Below are 26,828 nucleotides of genomic sequence, written 5' to 3'. Positions count from 1 at the left end.
GCCCACCGACCACTGAGGGGGACTCATGTCCGGCCTGTCCACGCCCGCCCCGGCCGATCTGCCACCCGTGCCCGGCCCGTTTCGGGCCGGCACGCCCGTGGCGCAGCCCATCTCGTGGCTGCGCCCCAGCGAGCCCGGGCACCGGGCCGCCGCCACCCCGCGGATCCTCCTCGCGGCGCTGCTCACCGGTCTGCTGACGGCCTGGCTGCTGGGCGACGGACTGGGCGTCAACCTGCTGATCTGCGGCCTCGCCGCCGCCGTCGCGGCCGGGTTGAGTGCCCGCTCGGCCGGTCGCCGGCTCCGGCCCTGGACGGCCGTGTGGAGCCTGCTGGCGCTCGCTCAGCTCGCCGTGCCGGCCTGCTGGGAGGCGGGCTGGCCGGTGGCGCTGTCCGTCGGGTGCGCGCTGGCCCTGGCCTCGCTCGCCCTGCACGGCGGGCGCCGCTGGCCGGGCGTCCTGCTCGCGCTGCCCGGCATCCTCTGGCAGCTCGGGCCCGGCGTGCTCTGGGCGGCGGACGGCTTGCGCGGGCGGACCGTGCCCGGCCGGGGCCGGATCGTCCCGGTGCTCAAGGCCGTAGCCGTCGCCGCCGCCCTGCTGACCGTCTTCGGCTGGCTCTTCGCCGGTGCCGACGCCGCCATGGCGGACATGCTGAACAGCCTCAGCCCCAGCATCGACCTCGACCGACTCCCGTGGCGCACCGTCCTCTTCGCCTTCGGGGTGCTCACCGCCCTGGGCTTCGCGCACATCGCGGCCGGCCCGCGCCGCTGGGACCGTACGGTGATCCGCCCGGGCCGGGAGCGCCGGCGGCTGGAGTGGGCACTGCCGCTGGCCGCGCTCAACCTGCTGTTCGGCGCCTTCGCGGTGATCCAGGGCCTGGTGGTGCTCGGCGGCGCGGACGCCGTCCTGCGCAACACCGGGATGAGCCGCTCCGAGTACGCCCGGCAGGGCTTCTGGCAGCTGACCGTGATCACCGTGCTCACCCTGGTCGTGGTGGCGGTCGCCAACCGCTGGGCCCCGCGCAGCACCGCGGCCGACCGCCGGGTGGCGCGGATCCTGCTCGGCCTGCTCTGCCTGCTCGCCCTCGTCGTGGTCGCCTCGGCGCTCGGCCGGATGTGGTTCTACGTCGACGCCTCCGGGCTGACCCGGCTGCGGCTCTGGGTGCTGGTGGTCGAGGTCTGGCTCGGCGTGGTCTTCCTGCTGCTGGTCACCGCCGGGCTCACCCGCACCGCCGGCTGGCTGCCGCGCGCCGTCGTTCTCAGCGGGATGCTCACCGTGACGGTGTACGGGCTGATGGGTCCGGATGCGATCATCGCCGAGCAGAACGTCGCCCGCTACGAGCGGACCCACCAGATCGACCTGCGCAACGTCCGCTCCCTCTCGCCGGACGCCGTGCCCGCGCTCGACCGGCTGCCCGAACCGCAGCGCAGCTGCGCGCTCCAGCCGATCCGGGCCGAGCTGGCGAACGGCACTCCCGGGCCCTGGTACGCCACCAGCGGCTCCGCCGCCCGGGCCCGGGAGATCCTGGCCGCCCGCCCGCCGATGCTGGACCCGCGCTACGGGGCCGGTGCCTGTGAGCTGGCCGGGCTGAAGATCGACGCCTGGCTCTGACGGCCGCGCCCGGTGCGCCGGTCACACGGCCGGGCCGGCCGGGAGCGTGCTGCTCCCGGCCGGCCCGGTGGTGCGGTGCTTCAGGTGCTGCGGTTGCGTTGGTGCGTGTGGTGCGTGTGGTGCGTTGGTGCGGCGGTGCGTGTGGTGCGGTCGGGCTCAGTGCATCGCGACGCCGGCGGAGTCCGACGGCAGGTCGCTGGCCTTGGCCTTGATCACGAAGACGGCGACCAGCAGCGCCAGCCCCGCGAGCACCGCGCCGACGATGAAGCCGTGCGAAATGCCCTGGGCGAGGACGGAGTTGGCGGCATCGGTGCCCTTCGGGAACTCGTGCTTCTCCTGCAACCAGGCCAATTGGTCCGGGGTGGCGGTCTGCATGAACCCGGGCATCTGCACCTTGCCCTCGGCGGTGGCGTAGTGCGCGAACACCGTGGTCAGGATCGACAGGCCGAGCGAACCACCGATCTGCTGCATCGAGTTGAGCAGGCCGGACGCGGCGCCGGTCTCCTGGCCGGGGACGCCCGCGACGGCGAGCAGCATCACCGGGACGAAGATCAGACCCATGCCGAAGCCGAAGAGCACCGTGGGGCCGAGCACCCCGTCCACGTAGCCGCTGTCCTTGCTCATCAGGGTCAGCCAGCTGAGACCGACGGTCACCAGCAGCGCGCCGCCCGCCATGAACGGCTTCGGGCCGTACTTGGCCTGGAGGCTGGAGGCGATCTGCGCGGCGATGATGATCGACACGCTGATCGGGAGGAAGGAGACGCCGGCCACCAGCGGGCTGTAGCCGAGCGGGCCCTGCACGAAGAGCGTGATGTAGAAGAAGATGCCGAACATGGCCGCGGCCAGGCAGAGCATCATCACCAGACCGCCGGTGCGGTTGCGGTCGGCGAACAGGTGCAGCGGGGTGATCGGCTGGTCGGTGCGGTTCTCGATCACGAAGAACGAGGCGAGCAGGATCGCGCCGGCCGCGAAGGAGCCGAGCGTGATGCTGTCCGACCAGCCGTAGTCGGGGTTGGCGGCCCGGATGAAGCCGTAGACCAGGCCGACCAGGCCCAGCGTCGAGGTGAGCGCACCCGGCAGGTCGAAGCGGCCCGCGTAGCGCTCGGACTCGGCGATGTAACGCGGCGCGGCGAGGGCGATCAGGGCCGCGATCGGCACGTTGACGAAGAAGACCCAGCGCCAGTCCAGGTACTCGGTGAGCAGACCGCCGGCCAGCAGGCCGATCGCGGCGCCCGAGCCGGCGACCGCCGAGAAGACGCCGAACGCCTTGTTGCGTTCCGGCCCCTCCTCGAAGTTGGTGGCGATCAGGGCGAAGGCCGTCGGTGAACAGATCGCGCCGCCGATGCCCTGGAGCGCGCGGGCGGCCAGCAGCATGCCGCCGTCCTGCGCGAATCCGCCGAGCAGGGAGGCCAGGCCGAACAGCAGGGTGCCGAAGATGAACACCCGGCGGCGGCCGAGGATGTCGCCCGCGCGCCCGCCGAGCAGGAGCAGCCCGCCGAAGGTCAGCGTGTAGGCGTTGATGACCCACGACAGGTTCGTGGTCGAGAACTCCAGCGCGTCCCGGATCTGCGGCAGCGCGATGTTCACGATGGTGGCGTCGAGCACCACCATCAGCTGCGTGGCCGCGATGACGGTCAGGGTGAGGTTCTTGTTCCGGCCCTGGCTGCTTTGCGGTGGAGAGTTCTTGCTGAGCGTGTCGGAAATAGCCATGATTGTGCCCCCTGCTGGCTACGTGCGCGTGCGTGCGTCGTGGTGCTGGTGCTGGTGCTGGTGCTGGTGCTGGTGCTGCGTGCGTGCCGTGCGCGTACTGTCTGGCGCGCTTCGGTGCGCTTCGGTGCGTCCTGCGCTGCGGACCGGTGGTACGGAGCGTGCCCGCGGCCTGGTGCGGGCTAGGAAGGAACGGGACCGTTCACTAATCTGGACGATATCCTGGTCCCGATTGTGAACGCAAGCGTTCCCTAAGGATGGTGGCGATGGAACGGTTGGTGCGGCGCCTGACGGCGGACCGGACGGCCGGCCGGGCGGCGACCCGGTCGGCGGAGGTGTCGGGCGTGCCGGTGTCGTCCGTGCCGCCCGCGCCACCGGTGGTGTCATCGGCGACGTCCACGGCGTCACCGGCGGCGGTGCCGCCGGAGCCGGCGGCTCACTGCCCGATGCAGGTCGCCCGTGAGGCCTTGTCCCGGCCGGTGCGGCGCCGGGGGAAGGAGTTGGAGAACGCGATCTTCGAGGCCACGCTCGACCAGCTCACCTCCGGTGGATACGCGCGGCTGACGATGGAGGGGGTGGCCGGCGCGGCACGGACCGGGAAGGCCGCGCTCTACCGGCGCTGGGCGTCCAAGGACGAACTGGTCATCGACGCCCTGGACGCCACTCTCCCGCGCCCCTACGACACCCCGGACCTCGGGTCCGCCCGGAAGGAACTGCTCCTGCTCATCGAGGTGTTCGCGGGGGCGATGAACTCCCCGGCGGGCGCCGCCATCCAGGCCCTGATGGGCGAGATCGAGCATGAACGGGCCGAGGTCTTCAAGGACTTCATCGTCCAGCGGGTGATCGAGCCGACCACCGAGACCATCCTGGACATCCTCCGCCGCGGCGCCGCCCGCGGCGACGTCCGGGCCGACGCGGCCTCCCAGCTCGTCGCGGACGTCGTCCCGGCGATGCTGCTCTACCAGGTGAAGGTCTGCGGCCGGCGCAACCTCGGGCCGGACTTCGCCGGGCGGCTGGTGGACGAGGTGCTCGATCCGCTGATCCGCGCCTGAGGCATGGGCGACGGAGGCATGGGCGCCCGAGGCGCAGGCGACGTAGGTATGGGCGCCCGAGGCATAGGCTGGAGGCTGCCCCAGCTGAACGGAAATCCGAGATGCCCATCGTCCCGCCGACGCACTCCGTCGAGCGTTCGCTGCGCCGTGCCGGCGCCCGGATCGTCGTCGGCCTCGACGAGGTGGGCCGCGGCGCCTGGGCCGGCCCGGTCACCGTGGGCGCGGCCGTCACCGGCCTGCGCCGGGCCCCGGAGGGGCTGACCGACTCCAAGCTGCTCACCGAGCTGCGCCGCCGCGCGCTCGCGCCGGTCCTCGCCGACTGGGTCACTGCGTACGCGCTCGGCCACGCCTCGCCGCAGGAGTGCGACGAACTCGGCATGACCGCGGCGCTGCGGCTGGCCGCCGTCCGCGCGCTGGAGGCGCTGCCGGTCGAGCCTGACGCGGTGATCCTGGACGGCAAGCACGACTACCTCGGCGGCCCCTGGCGGGTGCGCACGGTGATCAAGGGTGACCAGTCCTGCATCTGCGTCTCCGCCGCCTCGGTGCTCGCCAAGGTCCACCGCGACGGCCTGATGGCCGAACTGGGCGAGGCGCACCCGGCGTACGGCTTCGCGGACAACGCCGGTTACCCCTCTCCGGTGCACCGTGCCGCCCTGGAGGAGCTCGGCCCCACCGAGCACCACCGGCTCTCCTGGGCCTACTTGGACGCGCTGCCGAAGTGGCGGCACCTGAAGCGGGTCCGGGACGTCGCAGGCGCGTCCGATGGTTCCGCCGACGAACAGTTGACGCTCGGTTTCTGACGGTCCGTCTGGAATTGCCCCAGGTGGGGGCGGCGGGCTTGCGGTGCCCAATGGGTGGGGCGCCCGTGCGCGTTCGACCGGCATTTGATAGATATCCGGGTATGCCTGTCTTCCCCGAGGAGCCGGAGATTCACGAGAGCCTCCCGGGCCCCGGCGTTCCCTTCCCCCGCGAGTCGGACGCACAAGCCCTCCACGCGCCTGTCAGCCACGGCGCGCCCGCCGGCGCACCCACCACCGTCACGGCCGCACCCGCTCCGGCGGTGCCCGGCCCCCGCCCGGCGCCGCCGCGCCCGGTACCGCCGCGCGCCGACCGTTCCGGTCCGTCGCGACTGATCCCCAAGCCCGGCCCGGCACCGCGCCGTCCGGCCCCGGCCGCGCCGCAGGTCGAGGTCCGGCGGATCGCCGCCACCCCGGCGCAGGCGCTGGAGCGCGCCGACGACGCGGTCGACCAACTGCTGGACTCCGGCCGCAACCCGGGCGAGGTCCTGGTGCTGACGGTCGGCGAGGCGCACCCCTGGCAGCAGCACGAGCTCACCTTCGGCGAGGAGCGCTACTGGGCGCAGCTCGCCGAGGGCGGGGACGTGTTCTACGCGGACGCCGCGCTCACCGAGCCGGTCGCCCGCGAGGTGGTCGTCCTGGTGGTCAACGGCGGCACGGCCGCCCGGGCCGCCGAGGCGTACACCAAGGCGCTCGGCCACGCGGCCGCGCTGCTCCTGGTCTGCGGGGACGCCGGCCCGGCCGCCACGGCGGCAGCCGCGGCGGCGCCCGGCCGCCCGGTGCACGCCTGACCGACCGGCGGCGCTCGGACCGACCGCGCTCCCCTTCCCGGGCCCGGTGCCACACGGCGCCGGGCCCTCGGCACGTCGTACCCCGGTGGTCGTCGGGTGCGCCGACGGTGGTTCGGCTCCCGCCCCTGATGGGCCCCACCCCGGTGGGCCCCACCCCGGCGGAACCGGGGCGGGACGACGGCAGCCGGACCGCTCAGCGGGTGCCGGTGCGCCGGGCCGGTTCGATCGCCGTGACCCGTGCCGGGGTCCACGGGCGCTCGGGCTGGCGCGAGCGCTGCGTACGGTCTGTGCGCTGGCCGCGCTGCCCCCGCGGGGGCTCCAGTGCGGAGCGCGGCGGCAGTTCCGTCACCGTGTGCACCGGCCCGTCCGCCCACGAACCCGCGTGCGGGTTGCGTCCGCTCCGCCCGTCCCCGAGGGTCTGCCAGCCGGCCGGGGTGAGTCCGATGTAGGAGCCGCAGCGCAGCCCGTGCAGCGTGGCCGCGTCCCGCAGGGCCCACATCCAGGCGCCGTCCTGCTCCGTCCAGCCCGGGGCGCCCTCGCGGCAGCGCAGCAGCACCGCCGTCCGGACCGGTTCGGCCAGTCTGAGGTCGTGCGGGGTGATCTGGCGCAGGTGGGTGAGCAGGGCGTTCCGGTGCTGCCAGCCGTCGGCGTCGTGCGGCCAGGGCGTGAACGAGGCCGAGGCGGTCAGCCGGTGCAGCGGGTCCAGGACGGCGACCACGACCGTGCCCGGCTGGGGCAGGTGACGTTGGTGCAGTTCCAGGACGAACTCGCGCGGATCGCGCAGCAACGGGATCCCCGAGGCGGTCCAGGTCTCCAGGTCCAGCAGCCGTCTGGGCGCCGAACTCCGGGCGAGGGGATGCTGACCTCGGCCGATACCGTTGATCACGATCCTCCTTCCTGACCCACGGGCACGCGGGTACCTGGGTACGCCGAAGAACGGGTCCAGCGGACCGGTTTTCGGGTACCCGCCAATTCTCAGGGCATCGGGGGTGGAGCGGCAACGATGAAATGATGAACGCCGCCCGAAAGCCCACGTTCTGCCGGATATATTCCGCACCTGGCCGAGCGCCACTCAGGTGGCGCCGGGCGGTGATCCAGGCCTTTCGAAGGGTCTGGCGAACCGCCATGAGCACGATGACCACTCCTTTCCCGCATCAGCCGTCCCGCGCGTCCGCGCCTGCTCCGGTCGATTCCTCCTTTAGGCCATTCGGGTGATTGGTCGAGGTGCTGGGGGCGGGGCTGCGGTGCACGGCCGCGCCGACCGGCCGCTCACCCCTGCACGGCCAGCACCAACGGCAGGACGGCGCTCGCCCCGGCCCGGCGCAGCAGCCGGGCGGCCACCGTGACCGTCCAGCCCGAGTCGACCAGGTCGTCCACCAGCAGCACCGGCCCGCCCGCGGCCGCCACCGCCTCGGCCACCTCCGGTGGCAGGACCAGCGCCCCGGCGAGCGAGTGCAGCCGCTGGGCACTGTTGCTGCGCGCCCCGTGCGGCGGTCGGCCGTCGACGTACTCGATCCGGCCGAGCAGCGGCAGCCGCCCGATCTCGGCGATCCGCGCGCCGAGGCTGCCGACCAGCTGGGGGCGGGTCGAGGAGGCCATGGTCACCACGCCGACCGGGCGGTCCAGCCGGGCGCCGTCCGCCGTCGCGGGCCCGGCCCAGCCACCCGGCCCCCGGGCCCAGTCGGCCACCACCGCCACCAGGGCGTCCACCGCCTCGCTCGGCACCGGGACGTCCGGCGCCTGCTCGGCCAGCAGCGCCCGCAGCCGGTTGCCCCAGCCGATGTCGGACAGCCGGCCGAGCGCCCGGCCGTTCTCCGCCTGCTCGCCCGCCGGGATCCGACCCTTGAGCGCCACCCCGAGCGCGTCCATCCCGGTCGGCCAGAGCCGGCGCGGCTCGAAGCTGACGCCCGGGCGGCCCAGGGCGGCCCGGGCCGCCTCCAGCGCCTGCGCCGAGACCTCCGGGGTGTGCAGCGGACCCGCGCAGTTGTCGCACCGGCCGCACGGTGCGGCCTGCTCGTCGTCCAGCTGACGGCGCAGGAACTCCATCCGGCAGCCGGTGGTCGTCGCGTACTCGCGCATCGCCCGCTGCTCGGCCTCCCGGGACGCGGCGACCTTGGCGTACCGGGCGGTGTCGTAGGCCCAGCTCTGCCCGGTGGCCGTCCAGCCGCCCTTGACCCGGCGGACCGCGCCGTCCACGTCGAGCACCTTGAGCATGGTCTCCAGCCGGGTGCGGCGCAGGTCCACCCGGGGCTCCAGCGCGGCGGTGGAGAGCGGGCGGCCGGCCTCGGCCAACGCGTCGATGGTGCGGCGCACCTGCTCCTCCGGGGGGAAGGCCAGCGAGGCGAAGTAGCGCCAGATCGCCTCGTCCTCGCGCCCGGGCAGCAGCAGCACCTCGGCCCGGTCGACGCCGCGCCCGGCCCGGCCGACCTGCTGGTAGTAGGCGATCGGCGAGCTCGGCGAACCCAGGTGCACCACGAAGCCGAGGTCGGGCTTGTCGAAGCCCATGCCCAGTGCGGAGGTGGCGACCAGGGCCTTGACCCGGTTGGCCAGCAGGTCGGCCTCGGCGGTGCGGCGCTCGGCGTCCTCGGTGCGGCCGGAGTAGGAGGCCACCGCGAAGCCGCGTTCGCGCAGGAAGGCCGTCACCTCCTCGGCCGCGGCCACCGTCAGGGTGTAGACGATGCCCGAGCCGGGGAGCCGGTCGAGGTGGTCGGCCAGCCAGGCGAGCCGGTGCGCCGGGTCGGGGAGGGCCAGCACGCCCAGGGTGAGGCTCTCCCGGTCGAGCGGACCGCGCAGCACCAGGGCGTGCTCGTCGGAGGTGCCGGTGCCGAGCTGCTCGGCGACGTCCGCGGTGACCCGGGCGTTGGCCGTCGCGGTGGTGGCCAGCACCGGGACGCCGGGCGGCAGCTCGGCGAGCATCGTGCGCAGCCGGCGGTAGTCGGGGCGGAAGTCGTGGCCCCAGTCGGAGATGCAGTGGGCCTCGTCGACCACCAGCAGGCCGGTGGAGGCGGCCAGCTTGGGCAGGACCTGGTCGCGGAAGTCCGGGTTGTTCAGCCGCTCCGGGCTGACCAGCAGGATGTCGACCTTTCCCGAGGAGACCTCGGCCTGGATCTCGTCCCACTCCTCGGTGTTGGCCGAGTTGATGGTCCGGGCGTGGATGCCCGCCCGGGCCGCCGACTCGACCTGGTTGCGCATCAGGGCGAGCAGCGGGGAGACGATCACCGTCGGCCCGGCCCCCCGGGCCCGGAGCAGGGCGGTGGCGATGAAGTAGACCGCCGACTTCCCCCAGCCGGTGCGCTGCACGACCAGGGCGCGGCGGTGGTCGACGACCAGGGCCTCGATGGCCGTCCACTGGTCCTCGCGCAGGACGGCGCCGGGCCCGGCGAGCTCGCGCAGGACGGCCTCGGCCCGCGCCCGGACCTCGGCGCGGTCGGCGGTGGCGGTGGTGTGGATCTCTGGCTGCTGCATGCCGTCCATGTAACCCCGAGCCGCCGACAACGGGCGAATGCCGGGGGGCGGGGACGGCCGGAGCCGGGGGCCGAGGGATCCGCTACGTCACTGAACGGCCGTCAGATTTCGCCCGGCTGGTCGAGTTTGGCATCCCTCGAATGGGTGAGGGGAAATTCGAGGGCCGGGTTATCCACAGGATTGAAGAAGAATTCCCTGGGGCTTTCGGATTGCGCCACTCTTCCGGCCATGAACGCGATGAACAACGAACCCGTCGTCCTGTCCCTCGGCCCGGCCTCCGGCCATCGGCCGGTCGTCATGCGCGGTCCGGCCGACATGGCCGAGCTGCTGCCCTACCTCATGGGGTTCCACCCCGACGACAGCATCGTCGCCGTCGGGCTCCAGGGCCCCGACCTGCACCAGGGCGGCGTGATCCGCGCGGACATCCCCGCGTCGCCCGGCGACTGGCCGGCCGCCGCGGAGGAGACGGCCGCGCTGCTGGTCGCCCTGTCCGAGCGGCACGACGGCCCGCCGCTCCAGGTGCTCCTCTACCTGTGCCAGGATCCCGGCACGGCCCACGCGCCGCCGGTCGTGGACGGCCTGCGGCCGCTCGCCGACGCCCTCCGCTCGGCCTTCGGGCGCCGGGGCGTGGTGGTCAAGGAGTCGCTGTGCGTCTCGGCGGGCCGCTGGTGGTCCTTCCTCTGCCGTCACCAGGGGTGCTGCGATCCGGCGGGCAACCCGATCCGGCGCGCTCCGGACCCGGGCCCGGCGGCCGCCGCCGCGACCTTCGCCGGCCTCGCGCCGCGCGGCAGCCGGAAGTCGATCATCGGCGCCCTGGCTCCGATCGGCCCGCCGGGGGCGGCCGCCGTCCGCGCGGTGATCGCCCGGGCCGAGAGCACCGGGGTCGTCCCCTCCCGGGAGGAGGGCGCCGACCTGCTCGACCAGGCCTTCGCCGAGTTCGCGGCCGGTGCGCGCGAGCTCGACGAGGAGCGGGCGGCCCGGTTGCTGCTCGCCCTGCGGGACCGGCGCACCCGGGACCGCGGCGTCGAGTACGCCCGGCCCGCCGAGCTCGCGCCCGCCGAGCGGCTCTGGCGATTCCTCGCCCGCCACGCCGTGCCGCCCTACGAGGGGTGTGCGGTGGCCCCGCTCACCCTGCTGGCCTGGGCCTCCTGGGTGGCGGGGGACACCGCCACCGCCCGGGTCGTGCTCGGCCGCGCGCTGGAGCTCGACCCGTCCTACCTGCTGGCCGAGCTGCTGCACGAGTCGCTGAACGACGGGATGTCGCCGGACGGGCTGCTGGTGGCCGTTGAGGCCCAGCGCCGGCGCCGTACGGAGGGCGGGCCCGCTCCGGCTCCGACACCCGGCGAGGGAGGAAGCGCTTCTCCCGAGCCGGTCCCGGTGTCGGTTTCTCCGAGGGAGGGGGCCGATCCCGACGCGGTTCCGGTGTCGGTGCCTCCGGGGGAGGGGCCCGATCCTGCCCCGGCTCCGGGCGGCGACTCCGCCGGGCCGCCCGGCCCGGCGGGGGCCGGGCGCCGTCGGCGTGGCGCCCGGCGGAAGGGTGAGGCCGGGGCGGCGACGCCGGGAGAACAGGGGCCTGGTGGTTCCGGCGGGTCCGGGGCTTCCGGCAGCTCCGGCCGCTCCGGCGGCGCCGAGGGGCGGGGCGGGGTGGTGCCGGGGGTCGCCGAGCCCGGGCCGCTCGCCCTGCGGGCGGGGCCCGGGTGCGCCCCGGCGGCGGGGGAGCGGCCCACCCGGGGCCTGCGGCTCGGCCGGGCGTCGGCCTGCGCACCGGTCGGCGGCCGGGCCGCCGCGGGATCCCGCCGGTGCCGGGGCGTCCGAAAGCCGGCTCGGGGAGGCCGTCATGCGCGCTGAGCTCCTGGGGCTCCGGGCGAGGGCGGCCGGGTGCCCGGTCGCCCCGCCCGGCCCGGGCCGGCTACACCTCGCCGTGCGCCATCTTGATCAGGCGGTCGAGCACCTTGCCGCCGCTCACCCGCAGGCCGTCGTGCTCCCACTCGTTGGTGATCCAGGTCCGCAGACCGCGCACCGCGCGGGCGGTCGCCAGCGAGTCCTCGGTGTCCACGTACATGTCGTCGTGGTAGACCGCGGCCACGACGGGCACGGCGTTGGCGGCCAGCCGCGCCGGGTCGTAGAGGTCGGGCCAGTCGGTGCGGGCGGCCAGCAGGTCCGTGGTCTCCTTCAGCGGACGCAGCGCCGGATCGGTGTCGAACATCCAGGGGTAGATCATCTCCCCGGTGAACAGCACCGGCGCACCCGAGTCCAGCGCGGCCCGGGCGTCGAACTCCGGGAACTCCTTGCGGACCCGCTCGGCCGACCAGGCGGTGCCGCCCTGGTCCACCGAGCGCTGGCCGTAGATCGACTCGTGCAGGACGGCGTAGAGCGGTCCCTCGGCGAAGGAGAGCTTGGCCTGGACGCCGGCCAGGAAGGTGTCGGAGAGCTCGGGTCCGGCCACGCCCTCCACCCAGGCCTCCTCCAGCAGGTAGTGCAGGCTCCCGGAGCCGCTGCCGCCGCCGAGCATCAGCCCGAGCGACTGGAACGCCTCGAGGGTGAGCAGGCCGCCGCCGGGCAGGGTGGCCGGGGTGTCCGCGAGGTGCGCGGCGATCCGCCGGACCGCCTCGACGTCCTGCGGGAACCGGGCGTAGTGGTCCTCGTTCTTGCGGACCACCCGCGGGTAGGCGGCCCGGTAGACGTCGTCCGCCGAACTGCCGAGGCCGGACAGGCCACCGGTGATGAAGGCCTCGGTCAGTCCCTCGGGAGCGAACGAGAGGTAGGTGAGGGTGCAGAAGCCGCCGAAGCTCTGTCCGAGCACGCTCCAGCGGCGGTCCGCGCCGAGCAGGCGGTGGCGGATCAGTTCGGCGTCCCGGACGATCGAGTCCGCCCGGAAGTGCGCCAGGTAGTCCGCCTGCTCCTGGGCGCCGCCCCGCCGGGCGAGGCTCTGCCGGGTCGCGGGCGTGGACCGCCCGGTGCCGCGCTGGTCGAGCAGGAGTACCCGGTAGTCGTCCAGGGCCCGGTCCAGCCAGGCGTCGCGGCCGAGCGGGCGGGCAGCCTTGCCGCCGGGGCCGCCCTGGAGGAACAGCAGCCAGGGCAGGTCGTCCTGCTCGCGGCCGCAGGCCACCACCTCGCGGGCGTACACCTCGATCTGCTCGCCCTGCGGAGCGGCGTGGTCGAGGGGGAGCTGGAACAGGTGGTCGGTCGTGACAATCCCGGGCAGCCGGCTGGCGGTGGACATACAACTCCTCGGTTTCTGCTGGTCACAGGGGTCACGTCGCGGTTCACGGGGTCACCGGGTGCGGGGGCCGCGACCCCCGCACCGTATCCTGGCGGCGTTCGGCCACCAGATCGACGGCTGACGTCCACCTGATCCGCACACCGCACCGGCCGCCGCAGGCCCGGTCGGCCCGAGGTGAACGGGCCATCACGGGGCCGGGCGCGAGGTCGAAGCGGGGCCGGGCGCGGCGCCGCCGACCTGGGGAACGGTCGGCCGACGGCTCGACAGCTCGACGGTTCGACGGGAGGCGTCACGACCGGCCGACGGGCGGGGTGTGACGGGTCGTGGCCACCAGGGGGCGTGACCTGAGGGTGGTGCGCGGCGTTCACCCCGGGGGCCCTGCGCCCGGGCGGTGCCCGCCGCCGGGCGGGGCGCCGGACCGTGCGGCGGCCGACCGCCAACCGCGCGCGGCACCGCGTCCGGCCACCGACGGGGCGCCGCCGGACCGCCCGGACGGCCCGACCCGGCATCCGGCGTCGGCCCGGCCCGGCCCGGCCAGGCGTCGGCCGACGGGGCGGGGCGCCGGACCCGAGGACGTGCCGGGCACAGCGGTGTGCCCGACGCAACGGCGCGGCGCGCCGGTACCGGCCCGGTACCGCGCACCGCATGGCACGACCCGGCACCGGGTACGGCCAGACACGGCACACCTGCCGACGGGTAACCCCGTCGGCCCGGCACCATCAGCACGCGAACGAGCATGCTCGCGGCCCACCGGCCTGACCCGGCCACCGGACCGCCGAGGGGAGGAGAGTCCGGTGACCGCCATGAGGCCGCCACAGGCCATGCCGGCCGAGAGCGTGGTCGGCGCGCCGAGACCGGTCGGCCGCCCCGACCAGGTCCCGGCGGGCGGACCCACGGGTGCGCCCGCCGGCCCGGGGCGGCCGGTGGCCCCGCCGCGCCCGCAGCCCCCGGCCGTCCACCAAGCGGTGCTCTGCGTCAACGCCCCCGCGATGGCCGCCTCCGGACCGGACGGACAGCTGCGCGGCCACGGGCTGCACGGCTTCTACCGCAACGGCGTCCGGGTGCTGGCCCGGATGGAGCTGCGCCTCGGCGGCATGGAGCCGCTGCCGCTCCAGGGCACCTCGACCAGCGCGGCGCAGGCCCGGTTCCTCGGGGCCGTCCGGCTGCCCGGCGACCTCGACCCCGATCCGGCGCTCACCGTCGAACGGCTGCGGCACGCGGACGGCGTGGAGACCGTCATCGTCCGCAACACCGGCAGCCGGCCCGCCCGGCTGCCGCTGGAGATGGCCGTCGGCACCGACCTCGGTCCGGTCGCCGAGATCGCCGCCGGGCACCGCCCGCCCGACCTGCCGGGCCAGGTGCAGTCCGCCGGGCTGCGCTGGGCCGGCCCGGCACACAGCGCCACGGTCAGCGCCAAGCCCTCACCGCACGCCGTCCTGGCCGGCGCCGGGGTGCTCCGCTGGGACCTGGAGGTCCAGCCCGGCGCCCGCTGGTCGGTCGAGCTGCGCACCGAGCTGGAGAGCACCGCCCCCGGCCCGCGCCCGCCGGGCGGCCGGGGCACCGGTGTGCCGCTGCCCTGGGCCGAGCCCGAGGTGCGCTGCGACGACGCCCGGGCCGGACTGCTGGTCACCCGTTCCCTGGACGCCCTCGGCGGGCTGCTGTTCGCCGACCCGGACCGCCCGACCGACCTCTACCCCGCCTCCGGCGCGCCCTGGCGCTTCGGCCTCGCCCCGGCCGACGCGCTCTGGGCCGCCCGGCTGACCCTGCCGCTCGGCACCAGGCTCGCCGCCGGCACCCTCCGGGCGCTGGCCCGCCGCCAGCAGCTCACCCCCGCCCCCGGCCGGACCGAGGGGCTGCTGCCCGGCGCGCTGCGGCACGGCGGGCCGGAGCTGCCGCCCACCTGCACGGCCACCGAGGCCACCCTGCTGTTCGTCACGGTGCTGGCCGAGGCCTGGCGCTGGGGCCTGCCCAGTGCGGAGGTCGCCGAGCTGCTCCCGGCCGCCGAGCGGGCCCTGGCCGCCCTCCGCGACGGCCTGACCGACGGCTTCGTCACCGACCTGAGCCGCCCGGTGGAGGAGCGGGCCGCCCATCCGGTGGCCGCCCGCGCCGAGGTCCAGGCCCAGGCCCACCGCGCCGCCCTGCACGGCGCCGAGCTGCTGGCGGCGTTCGGCCGCCCGGGCGCCGAGGAGTGGCGCGACTGGGCCGCCGGCCTGCGCGGCCGCTTCCGCGAGCGGTTCTGGATCGACGACCTCTCCGGCGGCCGGCCTGCGGCCGGTCTGGCCCCCGGCGGTCAGCCGCTGCCGGCCGTCGCCTGCTCGCTGGTCCACCTGCTCGACACCGGGCTGTCCGCCGACGGCGGCCGGCACGAGAACCTGCTGGACCGCGAGCAGACCCGGCTGCTCGCCCAGCGGCTGGTCGCGCCGGAGCTGGACAGCGGCTGGGGCCTGCGCACGCTCAGCGCCAAGTCCCCCCGGTTCAACCCGCTGGGCCACCGCGGCGGCGCGGTGCGGGTCCACGAGACCGCCCTGGCGATCGCCGGACTGGCCGAAGCCGGACACGAGAACGAGGCCGGCACGCTGCTGGAGGGCTTGCTGGCCGCGGCCGCCCACTTCGAGGGGCGGCTGCCCGAGATGTACGCGGGGGAGCAGCGCATCCCCGGCAGCCCGCCGGTGCCGCACCCGGCCGCCTGCCGTCCGGCGGCGGTGTCGGCGGCCGGGGCCGTGCACGCCGTGTTCGCCCTGGCCGGGGTCCGGCCGGACGTTCCCGGTGGCCGGGTGCTGGTCCGCCCGGCCAGCACGGCGCCGCTCGGCGAGCTGGAGCTGACCGGCCTGCGGGTCGCCGGCGAACCCTTCTCGGTCCGGGTGAGCCGGATCGGGGTGGCCATGGTCGAGGAGGCCTCCGCGCACCTGCAACTCGTCGCCCGCTGACCGGCCGCCCGGCGGCGCCCGGCGGCCGGGGCCCGGTCCGTGCCCGGGCCTGTGCTTATCGTCAGAGAGACGACTATGATCGTCGCCATGTCGCGCTACGATCCGTCGGCCTTCCCCCCGTTCGCAGTCACGGTTGACCTGGTGGTGCTGACGGTGCGCGACCATGCGCTCTGCGCCCTGTTGGTCAGACGGGGTGAGCCGCCGTTCCAGGGGTACTGGGCCCTGCCCGGCGGCTTCGTCCGCCCGGACGAGGGCCTGGCCGAGGCGGCCTCCCGGGAGCTGGCCGAGGAGACCGGCCTGCGCGCACACTCCGCCCCCGGCCACGAAGCGGTCGGTCCCGGTGCGGCCGGCGCCCACCTGGAACAGCTCGCGACCTACGGCCACCCGCAGCGCGACCCCCGGATGCGGGTGGTCAGCGTCGCCTACCTGGTGCTCGCGCCCGACCTGCCGACGCCCCGGGCCGGCGGCGACGCCAGCAGCGCCCGCTGGGCCCCGGTCGGTGAACTGCTCGGCCAGAGCCCGGCCGACGGCGTCCCGCTCGCCTTCGACCACGGACTGATCCTCGCCGACGGTGTGGAGCGTGCCCGCTCCAAGATCGAGTACTCCTCCCTCGCCACCGCCTTCTGCCCGACCGAGTTCACCGTCGGCGAGCTGCGCCGGGTCTACGAGGCGGTCTGGGGCGTGGTGCTGGACCCGCGCAACTTCCACCGGAAGGTCACCGGCACGCCCGGTTTCCTGCTGCCCTCCGGCGGGACGACGACCCGTCAGGGCGGTCGCCCGGCCCAGCTGTTCACCGCCGGCGGGGCGACCGTGCTCAACCCGCCGATGCTGCGTCCGGAGTCCTGACCCGGCGCGACCCGCCGAATGGCCCAGGCCCGCTGCGGGGCCGACGGCGCCGACGCAGAGTGTCGCTGGACGCTTCGGCCGCCGGGGCCGAAGGCCTCCGGACCCCTGGGAGTCGCGTGATGGTCAACGAAACGGACTGCGAGCACCAGCTCTTCGGCATCAAGCAGGACGCGGACCGCTACCGGCAGGTCGAGGCCGGGATCGCCGCCACGCAGAAGGAGCTGGACCGGTTGACGGCCATGCACGCGCCGGCCGCCGAGATCGCCTTCGTGCAGGGTGAACTGTCCGACCAGCTCGACCAGTTGGAGCAGATCTCCCGTGAGGGCCAGGCCGCGGTCGACGAGTTCAGAGGCGAGTGCGGGGGGCATCACCTCCCGGTGCTCCCCTGGGAGTAGGCGCGCCGGCCGGCCCCCGTTCCACCCCGTCCCGCGAATCGCAGGATCGGATTGTCCCCTGATCGGGTGAGGTGGGCGGGCGGCGGGCCGCGCCGTTCCCGTAATGCCCGGAATCACCGCCACTGCCCCCTAATGTGCTGGCGCGGGTCCGTGCGGCCGTGGTCCCGCTCCGCGTCGAGCAGCCGGGCCGAGGGCATGGGAGCAGGCAGCGATGATCCAGATCACCGGACTGACCAAGGTCTATCGCAAGGGCGCCCCGCCCGCCGTCCTCGATCTGACCTTCGACGCCCGGCCCGGCATGGTGACGGCCCTGCTCGGCCCCGAGGAGTCGGGCAAGTCCACCGCGCTGCGGCTGATGCTCGAACTCGAACGCGGCCAGGGCGTCACCCTCTTCGGCGGCCGCACCTACCGCCGCATCCGCCGCCCCGAACGCGAGATCGGCGTGCTGCTGCCCGGCCCGGGGGAAGGGGCGGTCACCGTGGCGGGCCACCCGGGGCGGAGGGCCGACAGCCATCTGCGGATGCTCGCGGCTGCGGTCGGCGCCCCCCTCCGGCGGGCCGACGAACTGCTCGAGCAGACCCGGCTGGCGGCCGTCGCCGGACAGCGGCTGCGGAGCTTCTCGCCCGGCATGCACCGCCGGCTGGCCCTGGCCGCCGCCCTGCTCGGCGATCCCGGCACGCTGCTGCTGGACGCGCCGACCGAGGGCCTGTCGCCCCGCAACGTCGAGTGGTTCCACTCCTTCCTGCGCTCCTTCGGCGTGGCCGGCGGAACGGTCCTGGTCACCACCCGCACCCCGCAGGAGGCCGCGCAGCTGGCCGACCGGGTCGTCACGCTGGACCGGGGCCGACTGGTGGCCGACCAGCCGGTCACGGAGTTCCGCCGGACCCGGCTCAGCCCCGAAGTGGCCGTCCGCGGGCCGCAGATGGCACGGCTGGCCGACCTGCTGGTCGGCCAGGGCGCCGAGGTGCGGCGGGACGGCGGCGCCGGTCTCGCGGTGGCGGGCATCGAGCGCACCGAGATCGGTGAACTCGCCTACCGCCACGGAATCCTGTTGCACGAGCTGGCGGACCGGGTGGTCGAGCAGCCGGCGCCCCGGGCCGCCCTGCCGGTCGCCTCGGGCCGCTCCGGCCACCTCCGCGTCCAGCCGCCGCCCGCCGCCCACCCCGGCCCCGAGCCGACCCCCGAACCCGCCGCCGTCACCGCTCCCAGGCCCCCCGAGGACGCGGCGCCGCCCACCGTGGCGCTGCCCGTCGTCGAGGGGGTCGCCGTCACCGCCCCCAGGCCCGCCGAGGACGCGGCGCCGACCGTGGGCCTGCCCGTCGCCGGGGTGGCGGACGCGCCGCGCGTTCGGGCCAGGGGACCCCGGCGGGCGGAGCCCGTCGAGGACGCGCCGGTCGTCGCCGTGGACCGGCTCTTCCGGGACGGGTACGGGGACAGGGACGGCATCGGCCCGGTCCGGGCCGATGCCGTCCCCGCCGCCACGCGCCCGGCGGAGGGCGCCGCCGGCCTGCTGAGCGACGACACCGTCCGCCTCGGTCGCCTCAACTCCGCTGCGACCACCCCCGCCACCTCCGCCACCCCCGACGACCACCGGAGCGAGTGAACCGTGCGTGCCCTGGCCTACGAGCTGCGCCGCCTGCGCGGCCTGCGTTCCACCTGGCTGCTCCTTGCCGTCGTGCTGCTCGGCGACGCCGTCGTGGCCGCCGTCCTGGCGAGCCAGGCGCCGCCCGGTCCGCTCGGCGGCCCGGCCGCGGTGCGGCTGCTGACCGCCACCGTCCCGCTGATCCCGCTGCCGTTCGCAGCGCTCGGGGCCGGGGTGCTGGGCGCCCTCGCGTACGGGCACGAGGTGCGCCACCCGGGCCTGTCGGCCGTCCTGGTGTCGTACCCGCGCCGGGTGCGGCTGCTGCTGGCCAAGCTGCTGGTGGTGGCCCCCCTCGCGGCGGTGCTGGCGCTGGCCGGCCTGGTGATCGACGCGGTGGCGGTGCGCCTCGCGCTGCCGGACGGGGTGACGGTGGCCGCCTGGGCCGAGCCCTCGGCGCTGTCGGACCGGGTGTCCGGGCTGCTGGGCGCCGTCGGGCTGTCCGGGCTCGCCGACCTGCCGGGCGGGTTCGCCCCGGTGGCGCTGGTGGCCGGCCACGGGGTGCCGGCCGCCCTGCTGGCGTTCGTCCTGGTGACCGTCGTGGCGGGCTGGACCGGGGTGCTGACCGCCGCGCTGACCCGCAGCGCGGCGGCCGGGGTGCTGGTGCTGTGCGCGCTCCCGCCGCTGCTGGAGTCCGGCGTGGCGCTGGTGCTGCGGCAGACCGGCACGCCGTGGCCGGTGCGGGCGGCCGAGCTGCTGCCCTTCCAGTCCGGCATCGAGTGGGCGTACGGCTGGGTGTACCGCGGGGGCGGCGAGGTGGCGGTCGGGGGCGCGGCGTTGACGGATCCGGCCCTGCTCGCGGCCGTGGTGGCGCCCGCGGTGGTCCTGCTGCTCGCGGCCCTGCTGGTCCAGGCCCGCCGCCGCGCGCTCTGAACGGGTGCCCGGGGCGACTCCGCGCGGCCCCAGTTCACCGGCGGGCGTCCCGAACTCGCCCCGGATCCGCCCCGGATCCGCCCCGAACCACCAAGATCGACCAGCAGTGACCGTAATGCACTGTTCTTCCTGATATGAAGTCAATTATCCAGTCACGGCCGATCACCCTTTCGTGTGCTTTTCACGAGAATTCTCAAGCTGCGCCTGCCGATCGCCGACAAAGGAGCTGTGAGTACCCTTGCGCACCCCACCATGACCCCCGCCCGTTCCGCCGAAGGGCCCATCCACGGCTCCGGCGATCTGGACCGCTTCTCGTACGCCGACCGGCCGACGCCGCCGGCGCCCCGCTGGGAGGGCGCCGAGTCCGAGCTCTCCCGGGTCGGCCGCAAGACCACCAGCAGCCGCGGTCGCGGTCTGCACGGCCAGCTGGTCCAGCAGCTCGGCCAGATGATCGTCTCCGGCGACCTCGGGGCCGACCGGCCGCTCGTGCCCGAGGAGATCGGCCAGCGCTTCGAGGTGTCCCGGACCGTCGTCCGCGAGTCGCTGCGCGTGCTGGAGGCCAAGGGCCTGGTCAGCGCCCGGCCGAACGTCGGCACCAGGGTCCGCCCGGTCGGCGACTGGAACCTGCTGGACCCGGACATCATCGAGTGGCGCGCCTTCGGTCCGCAGCGCGACGAGCAGCGCCGGGAGCTGTTCGAGCTCCGCTGGGCGATCGAGCCGCTGGCCGCCCGGCTCGCCGCCGGCCACGGCCGCGAGGACGTCCAGCAGCGGCTGGTCGAGCTGGTCGAGATCATGGGCCACGCCGCCGCCCAGGCCGATCTCGCCACCTACGCCCGGGCCGACGCCGAGCTGCACGGGCTGGTCCTGCAGATGGCCGGCAACCGGATGCTGGAGCACCTGTCCGGGATCGTCTCCTGCGCGTTGCAGGTGTCGGGCGGCCCGGCGACCGCCTGCGAGCGGCCCTCCGAGTCCTCGGTCAGCCTGCACGCCCGGCTGGTGGACGCGCTGGGCACCGGCGACGGCACCGCGGGGGAGGCCGCGATGCGGGCGCTCCTCACCGTCCACCCCGAGATCGAGCCGTCCGTGCCGGCCCCCCGGGAGCACTGAGCGGTCTGGTTCGCTCCGCCGGCCCACGGCCCTCCGGTTGCACCCCCCCCGGTGCCGCGGGAGGGCCGTCCTGTCGGCCGGGGCGGCCGGGGCAAGGGTGCCCAGGGGCGGCGGTCCGCTCCCGGGTGGCGCGGGTCCGCCCGGGCGGCTCGACGTGTCTCGGCATGTCCATGGCGGCAGACTTCGGGGCGAGTGCGCGATGATGGAGTCCGGCCCGGTGGCCGCGGGCGCCGAGCGGTGTGACCCGCGACACGAAGGCCATGCGTAACACTTGACGAGTAGCAGCGATGTGTCCTGAGCGGAAGCAGCTCCGGAATACACCAACATGTCAGAATGCTGTGTTGGTCCGCGGCGCTGCTGCCGTCCTGCAAACCCAGTCCTCAAGCCCGAGTCGGTCGGAATCGACACCGCGCGTCCGACGCGCGATCTCCTTCCCCGCCCGCTCGGGCGGCCGGTACGGGTTCGAGTCCACTCATCGTCCGAGAGGTTGTTCGTGTCGGCCAGCACATCCCGTTCGCTTCCCCCCGAGATCGCCGAGTCCGCGGCTCTGCTGGCGCTCATCGAGCGGGGCAAGGCCCAGGGGCAGATCGCCGGTGACGACGTGCGCCAGGCGTTCGAGGCGGACCAGATCCCGGTCACCAAGTGGAAGAACGTCATGCGCAGCCTCAACCAGGTGCTGATTGAGGAGGGGGTGGACCTCATGGTCAGCGCGGCCGAACCGGCCGGCGCCAAGCGCAAGAGCGTTGCTGCCAAGAGCCCCACCAAGCGCACCGCCACCAAGGCTGTCACCACCCGGACCCCGGCCGCCCCGTCGGCCCCGACCAAGCCGCCCGTGCGCATCGCGCCCGGCGCGCCCGTGGCGGCTCCCGCCGTCGCGGCCGCCGCCGCGCCGGCCCCCACGGTCTCCGCCGAGATCACCGCCGAGGAGACGGTCGTCGTCGCCGAGGCCAAGGCCGCGCCGGTGAAGAAGGCGGCCCCGGCCAAGAAGGCCGTGGCCAAGAAGGCCGCGGCGCCGGCCAAGAAGACCGCCGCCAAGAAGACCACCTCCGGCAAGGCCGGCAAGGGTGGCGAGGAGGAGCTGCTCGGCGAGGAGGAGCTGCTCGAGGACGTGGCGCTGCCCGGCGACAAGGCCGGTGCCGAGACCGAGGGCGGCCCGGAGGAGGAGTCGGAGGGCTTCGTCCTGTCCGACGAGGACGAGGACGACGCGCCGGCCCAGCAGGTTGCCGTCGCCGGTGCCACCGCCGACCCGGTCAAGGACTACCTGAAGCAGATCGGCAAGGTCCCGCTGCTCAACGCCGAGCAGGAGGTCGAGCTCGCCAAGCGCATCGAGGCCGGCCTGTTCGCCGAGGACAAGCTGTCGGCCGCCGACAAGCTCGCCCCCAAGCTCAAGCGCGAGCTGGAGATCATCGCCGAGGACGGCCGCCGGGCCAAGAACCACCTGCTGGAGGCCAACCTCCGCCTGGTGGTCTCGCTGGCCAAGCGCTACACCGGCCGCGGCATGCTCTTCCTGGACCTGATCCAGGAGGGCAACCTGGGTCTGATCCGTGCGGTCGAGAAGTTCGACTACACCAAGGGCTACAAGTTCTCCACCTACGCCACGTGGTGGATCCGCCAGGCGATCACCCGCGCCATGGCGGACCAGGCCCGCACCATCCGCATCCCGGTGCACATGGTCGAGGTCATCAACAAGCTGGCCCGCGTCCAGCGCCAGATGCTCCAGGACCTGGGCCGCGAGCCCACCCCGGAGGAGCTGGCCAAGGAACTCGACATGACCCCCGAGAAGGTCATCGAGGTCCAGAAGTACGGCCGCGAGCCGATCTCGCTGCACACCCCGCTGGGCGAGGACGGCGACAGCGAGTTCGGTGACCTGATCGAGGACTCCGAGGCGGTCGTCCCGGCCGACGCGGTCTCCTTCACCCTGCTCCAGGAGCAGCTGCACTCGGTGCTGGACACCCTCTCCGAGCGCGAGGCCGGCGTGGTCTCGATGCGCTTCGGCCTGACGGACGGTCAGCCGAAGACGCTCGACGAGATCGGCAAGGTGTACGGGGTCACCCGTGAGCGCATCCGCCAGATCGAGTCGAAGACCATGTCGAAGCTGCGTCACCCGTCGCGTTCCCAGGTGCTGCGCGACTACCTGGACTGATCCGCGGGATCCTCCAGCACTGACGAGGAGGCCCGGAGCCGTTTGGCTCCGGGCCTCCTCGGCTGTCCGCCCCCGGCCGCGTCAGCGTCCGGGTGGTGGTTGTCGCTCGTCCGGGTGGCGGCGCGACCGGAAGCGGTCGCGCCGCGTAGCCGATCACCTACGCTGTGCCGGTTGCCTGCTGCCGAGCCGACTGGAGTCACGGTGCTGCCCAACCCGGACCGCGCTGACCTGCCGACCCCCGCCCCGCCCCCGGCCCGCCCGGCCGTCCGGGGGGCGCGCCGCCGCCGGGCCGCCGCACTGGCGCTGCTGGCCGCCGTCCCCGTCCCGCTGGTCGCGCTCGGGACGGCCGCACCGGCCGAGGCGAAGCGCCGGGTGGTGGGCGGCACCGCCGAGAGCACCGCCGACCACCCGTGGGTGGTGGGCCTGGCCAGCCGCCAGCAGTTCGGCGCCGGCCGCTCCGGCCAGTTCTGCGGGGGAGCGCTGGTCACCCCGACCAAGGTGGTCACGGCCGCGCACTGCTTCTACGACGAGTCCAGGGGCGTCCGGGTGGAGCGGCCCGGCCTCAGGGTGATCCTCGGCCGGGACGACATGCGGGGCTCGGCCGGTCGCGAGGTGCTCGTCCGGACGGTCTGGATCCACCCCGACTACTCCTTCACCGCCAACATGAACGACGTCGCGGTGGTCACCCTCGCCGATCCGCAGGGCTCCCGGCCGGTGATCGACCTGGTCGGCCAGGGCGAGACCGAGCCGTACGCGGCCGGGACCAGGGCGCAGGTCTTCGGCTGGGGCGACACCACCGGGCGGAGCGACTACTCGCCGACGCTGCGTGGCGTGGACGTGCCGGTGATCGCGGACCAGACCTGTGCGCACGCCTACCCGGGCGGTCCGGACGGCAAGTTCGACGCCCGGGGTATGGTCTGCGCGGGCGAGGAGAAGGGTGGCAAGGACGCCTGCCAGGGCGACAGCGGTGGCCCGCTGGTCATCGGCGGACGGCTGGCCGGCCTGGTCTCCTGGGGGACGGGTTGCGCGGAGGCGGCCCACCCGGGGGTCTACACGCGGGTGGCCTCGGTCGCGGACGCGGTGCGCTCGGTGCTCTGAACGCCCGGGCGGGAAGCGCGGTCGGACCCGGCCGGCGCCACGGGTGACGGTCCGGTCACGATCTGACGCGGGATCGGGTCGGGGAGGGGGCGGTTTCCGGCCACCCGGCCCGTTCCGGGATTCCACCACCCCCGGGTACAGCAGAGCCGGGCGACCGGCCCCCGAAGGGGCTGGTCGCCCGGCCCACCGGTCGCACGCGGTGTGCGACCGGACACAGCTCGACGCTGGCTGCTGGTGTGGCGCCCGGACTCAGCGCTCGTCGTCGGCGGCCGTCGTGGTGGTGCTGGTGGTCAGGCGGCCGCTCTCGTCCTGTATCTCCACGGCGATCTTCTTGAGCTCGGGCTCGAACTTCCGGCCGTGGTGGGCGCAGAAGAGCAGCTCTCCGCCGCTGGCGAGCACGACGCGCAGGTAGGCCTGGGCGCCGCAGCGGTCGCAGCGGTCAGCCGCGGTGAGCGGGCTCGCAGGTGTCAGAACAGTAGTCACGTCGCCTCTTCTCTAGCTCGACGAGCTGTCGTACCAGGGTCAACATCCAACCAGGCCGAAAACGTTCCCGCTCGTGGCTTTTCTTCTCTGAGGATTCTGCTGTGTTGATGAGGACGTGCCCCGGGTGGTGGTGGTTCATGCGTACCGAATCCCAGGATGCACCCCTCGCTCGAACGCCCGATCGGTGAACGGGTCCGAGGTCCGCGTAGCATAATCCTCTGCCGGGTTGGAGCATAAGCCCCGTCTCAGGCCCCGGTAGCCTGCATAACGGCAGTTCCGGAGCCTGCGCCGGGCCCCACGATCCGCCAGGACCGGTGGTACCGGGAGGAGATGGCGCCCCGGGGCGCCGGAAACCGGCACGGCCCTTGTTCGCGCAGCGCGTACAAGCTGCGCGGGACCACCCGGTCGTGCTGTGCACCCAGCGGAAGGCCGTGCACACGCTGGGAGACGGATGTCGGTGCGGCGTGCTGCACTGGCGGACGGTCCGGATGCGTCCGGATGTGACCGATGAGACAGAACTTCACCGAGGAGAGTGCCGCGTGAGTGCCGAAACGACCGTGCCGTCCGCACTGCTGGCCGGCGACGACGGTTCCAACTACACCGCTCGGCACCTGCTCGTCCTGGAGGGCCTGGAGGCGGTCCGCAAGCGCCCCGGCATGTACATCGGCTCCACCGACAGCCGCGGCCTGATGCACTGCCTCTGGGAGATCATCGACAACTCCGTCGACGAGGCCCTGGGCGGCTACTGCGACCGCATCGAGGTCGTGCTGCACCCGGACTCCTCCGTCGAGGTCCGCGACAACGGCCGCGGCATCCCGGTCGACGTCGAGCCGAAGACCGGGCTGTCCGGCGTCGAGGTCGTGATGACCAAGCTGCACGCGGGCGGCAAGTTCGGCGGCGGCTCCTACGCGGCCTCCGGCGGTCTGCACGGCGTCGGCGCCTCCGTCGTCAACGCGCTCTCCGCCCGGCTGGACGTCGAGGTCGACCGCGGCGGCCACACCCACGCGATCAGCTTCCGCCGCGGCACCCCCGGCATCTTCACCGAGACCAGCCCGGACGCGCCCTTCGAGCCGGCCAACGGCCTGACGAAGACCCGCAAGGTGGCGAAGGCCCGCACCGGCACCCGCATCCGCTACTGGGCCGACCGGCAGATCTTCCTCAAGGACGCCAAGCTGTCGCTGGAGAACCTGCACAGCCGCGCCCGGCAGACCGCCTTCCTCGTCCCCGGCCTGACCATCCTCGTCCGTGACGAGCGGCTCACCGAGAGCGAGCAGGTCGAGGAGAGCACCTTCCACTACGACGGCGGCATCGCCGAGTTCTGCGAGTTCCTGGCGCCCGACAAGCCGGTCTGCGACGTGCTGCGGCTGCACGGCGAGGGCACCTTCAAGGAGACCGTGCCCGTCCTCGACGAGCTCGGCCACATGACGCCCACCGAGGTCACCCGCCACCTCGGCGTGGACATCGCGCTGCGCTGGGGCACCGGCTACGACACCACCCTGCGCTCCTTCGTCAACATCATCGCCACCCCCAAGGGCGGCACCCACGTCACCGGCTTCGAGCGCTCGCTCGCCAAGACCGTGAACGAGGCGTTGCGCGCCGCCAAGCTGCTGCGCGTCGCCGAGGACGACATCACCAAGGACGACGCCACCGAGGGCCTCACCGCGGTGGTCACCGTCCGGCTCGCCGAGCCGCAGTTCGAGGGCCAGACCAAGGAGGTGCTCGGCACCTCGGCGGCCAACCGGATCGTCGCCGCCGTCGTCGCCAAGGAGCTCAAGGCCTTCCTCACCTCGGCCAAGAAGGACCAGAAGCTCCAGGCCCGGGCCGTCCTGGAGAAGGTCGTCGCGGCCGCCCGCACCCGGGTCGCCGCCCGCCAGCACAAGGAGGCCCAGCGCCGTAAGACCGCGCTGGAGACCAGCTCGCTGCCGGCCAAGCTCGCCGACTGCCGCAGCGACGACGTCGACCGCAGCGAACTCTTCATCGTCGAGGGCGACTCCGCGCTCGGCACCGCCAAGCTCGCCCGCAACTCCGAGTTCCAGGCGCTGCTGCCGATCCGCGGCAAGATCCTCAACGTGCAGAAGGCCTCGGTGAGCGACATGCTCAAGAACGCCGAGTGCGCCGCGATCATCCAGGTGATAGGGGCCGGTTCGGGCCGCACCTTCGACATCGACCAGGCCCGCTACGGCCGGGTCATCTTCATGGCCGACGCCGACGTCGACGGCTCGCACATCCGGACCCTGCTGCTGACCCTCTTCCACCGCTACATGCGGCCGATGGTCGAGCAGGGCCGGGTCTTCGCCGCGGTGCCGCCGCTGCACCGGATCGAGCTCACCAGCCCCAAGCGCGGCCAGGAGAAGTACCACTACACCTACTCCGACGCCGAACTGCGCTCCACCCTGCTGGAGTTCCAGCGCAAGGGGATGCGCTGGAAGGAGCCGGTGCAGCGCTACAAGGGCCTCGGCGAGATGGACGCCGACCAGCTGGCCGAGACCACCATGGACCCGCGCCACCGCACGCTGCGCCGGATCAACCTGGGCGACCTGGAGCAGGCCGAGAAGATCTTCGACCTGCTGATGGGCAACGACGTCGCCCCGCGCAAGGAGTTCATCGTCGACTCGGCGGCGACCCTGGACCGCTCCCGCATCGACGCCTGACGCCCGTCCGCGCGAGGGCCCTCCA

At 74.4% G+C, this 26,828-nt stretch carries 19 protein-coding genes; 14 read left to right on the top strand and 5 right to left on the bottom strand.

The features are described 5' to 3' along the window. The first annotated feature begins 25 nt into the window (after positions 1-25). Positions 26-1,606 carry a DUF4153 domain-containing protein gene (locus tag ABTY15_RS12990; protein ID WP_350581083.1) on the top strand — a complete coding sequence of 527 codons (1,581 nt, stop codon included), beginning with the start codon at positions 26-28 and terminating at the stop codon, positions 1,604-1,606. A gap of 156 nt (positions 1,607-1,762) precedes the next feature. On the opposite strand, the gene ABTY15_RS12985 is transcribed toward ABTY15_RS12990, so the two are convergent. Then, complete coding sequence (locus ABTY15_RS12985) at positions 1,763-3,316, bottom strand: MFS transporter (RefSeq protein WP_350581081.1); 1,554 nt, start codon at positions 3,314-3,316, stop codon at positions 1,763-1,765. Positions 3,317-3,813: 497 nt separating this feature from the next. Between ABTY15_RS12985 and ABTY15_RS12980 the strand changes: the two genes are divergently transcribed. From ABTY15_RS12980 to ABTY15_RS12970, 3 genes are all read left to right on the top strand, one after another. Beyond that, the gene (locus tag ABTY15_RS12980) at positions 3,814-4,365 is read left to right on the top strand and encodes a TetR/AcrR family transcriptional regulator (protein ID WP_350581078.1); all 552 of its coding nucleotides are present in this window, start codon (positions 3,814-3,816) and stop codon (positions 4,363-4,365) included. Positions 4,366-4,466: 101 nt separating this feature from the next. Then, positions 4,467-5,165, top strand: a complete 699-nt coding sequence (gene rnhB, locus ABTY15_RS12975; protein WP_350581076.1) for a ribonuclease HII — start codon at positions 4,467-4,469, stop codon at positions 5,163-5,165. Between the two features lie 101 nt (positions 5,166-5,266). After that, positions 5,267-5,953 carry a hypothetical protein gene (locus ABTY15_RS12970; RefSeq protein WP_350581073.1) on the top strand — a complete coding sequence of 229 codons (687 nt, stop codon included), beginning with the start codon at positions 5,267-5,269 and terminating at the stop codon, positions 5,951-5,953. A 193-nt stretch (positions 5,954-6,146) separates the two neighbouring features. On the opposite strand, the gene ABTY15_RS12965 is transcribed toward ABTY15_RS12970, so the two are convergent. Together ABTY15_RS12965 and ABTY15_RS12960 are read right to left on the bottom strand one after the other, a co-directional pair. After that, entirely contained in the window at positions 6,147-6,779 is a 633-nt protein-coding gene (locus tag ABTY15_RS12965; RefSeq protein ID WP_502893491.1) for a hypothetical protein, read from the bottom strand. A 443-nt stretch (positions 6,780-7,222) separates the two neighbouring features. After that, complete coding sequence (locus ABTY15_RS12960) at positions 7,223-9,418, bottom strand: RecQ family ATP-dependent DNA helicase (protein ID WP_350581066.1); 2,196 nt, start codon at positions 9,416-9,418, stop codon at positions 7,223-7,225. Between the two features lie 228 nt (positions 9,419-9,646). On the opposite strand from ABTY15_RS12960, the gene ABTY15_RS12955 reads away from it, so the two are divergent. Continuing rightward, entirely contained in the window at positions 9,647-11,266 is a 1,620-nt protein-coding gene (locus tag ABTY15_RS12955; RefSeq protein ID WP_350581063.1) for a DUF4192 domain-containing protein, read from the top strand. A gap of 61 nt (positions 11,267-11,327) precedes the next feature. Here the strand turns inward: ABTY15_RS12955 and ABTY15_RS12950 are convergent, their stop codons facing one another. Then, complete coding sequence (locus ABTY15_RS12950; RefSeq protein WP_350581060.1) at positions 11,328-12,641, bottom strand: alpha/beta fold hydrolase; 1,314 nt, start codon at positions 12,639-12,641, stop codon at positions 11,328-11,330. Between the two features lie 803 nt (positions 12,642-13,444). On the opposite strand from ABTY15_RS12950, the gene ABTY15_RS12945 reads away from it, so the two are divergent. The 8 genes from ABTY15_RS12945 (at position 13,445) to ABTY15_RS12910 (ending at position 23,669) form a co-directional block, all read left to right on the top strand. Then, a complete protein-coding gene (locus tag ABTY15_RS12945) occupies positions 13,445-15,568 on the top strand; it encodes an amylo-alpha-1,6-glucosidase (protein ID WP_350581329.1) in 2,124 nt (707 codons plus the stop codon). Between the two features lie 87 nt (positions 15,569-15,655). After that, the gene (locus tag ABTY15_RS12940; RefSeq protein ID WP_350581057.1) at positions 15,656-16,414 is read left to right on the top strand and encodes an NUDIX hydrolase; all 759 of its coding nucleotides are present in this window, start codon (positions 15,656-15,658) and stop codon (positions 16,412-16,414) included. Between the two features lie 119 nt (positions 16,415-16,533). Further along, positions 16,534-16,809 carry a hypothetical protein gene (locus ABTY15_RS12935; protein WP_350581054.1) on the top strand — a complete coding sequence of 92 codons (276 nt, stop codon included), beginning with the start codon at positions 16,534-16,536 and terminating at the stop codon, positions 16,807-16,809. A gap of 211 nt (positions 16,810-17,020) precedes the next feature. Next, on the top strand, positions 17,021-18,412 hold the full coding sequence (locus ABTY15_RS12930; protein ID WP_350581052.1) for a DUF8746 domain-containing protein: 1,392 nt from the start codon (positions 17,021-17,023) through the stop codon (positions 18,410-18,412). 3 nt (positions 18,413-18,415) lie between these two features. Next, positions 18,416-19,321, top strand: a complete 906-nt coding sequence (locus tag ABTY15_RS12925; protein WP_350581049.1) for a hypothetical protein — start codon at positions 18,416-18,418, stop codon at positions 19,319-19,321. A 174-nt stretch (positions 19,322-19,495) separates the two neighbouring features. Further along, positions 19,496-20,428, top strand: coding sequence for a FadR/GntR family transcriptional regulator (locus ABTY15_RS12920; protein ID WP_350581047.1), 933 nt, complete (start codon positions 19,496-19,498; stop codon positions 20,426-20,428). A gap of 487 nt (positions 20,429-20,915) precedes the next feature. Further along, on the top strand, positions 20,916-22,571 hold the full coding sequence (locus ABTY15_RS12915; protein WP_350581044.1) for an RNA polymerase sigma factor: 1,656 nt from the start codon (positions 20,916-20,918) through the stop codon (positions 22,569-22,571). A gap of 171 nt (positions 22,572-22,742) precedes the next feature. Further along, positions 22,743-23,669, top strand: coding sequence for a S1 family peptidase (locus ABTY15_RS12910; protein WP_350581042.1), 927 nt, complete (start codon positions 22,743-22,745; stop codon positions 23,667-23,669). Positions 23,670-23,918: 249 nt separating this feature from the next. On the opposite strand, the gene ABTY15_RS12905 is transcribed toward ABTY15_RS12910, so the two are convergent. Next, the gene (locus tag ABTY15_RS12905; protein ID WP_350581040.1) at positions 23,919-24,152 is read right to left on the bottom strand and encodes a DUF7455 domain-containing protein; all 234 of its coding nucleotides are present in this window, start codon (positions 24,150-24,152) and stop codon (positions 23,919-23,921) included. Between the two features lie 539 nt (positions 24,153-24,691). On the opposite strand from ABTY15_RS12905, the gene ABTY15_RS12900 reads away from it, so the two are divergent. Continuing rightward, the gene (locus ABTY15_RS12900; protein ID WP_350581026.1) at positions 24,692-26,803 is read left to right on the top strand and encodes a DNA gyrase/topoisomerase IV subunit B; all 2,112 of its coding nucleotides are present in this window, start codon (positions 24,692-24,694) and stop codon (positions 26,801-26,803) included. The last annotated feature ends 25 nt before the right edge of the window (positions 26,804-26,828 follow it).

This window comes from Kitasatospora sp. NPDC097643, assembly GCF_040302625.1.
GTDB lineage: Bacteria > Actinomycetota > Actinomycetes > Streptomycetales > Streptomycetaceae > Kitasatospora.
The sequence above is the reverse complement of the archived record's forward strand: the minus strand, read 5'-3'. Positions and strand labels throughout refer to the sequence as shown.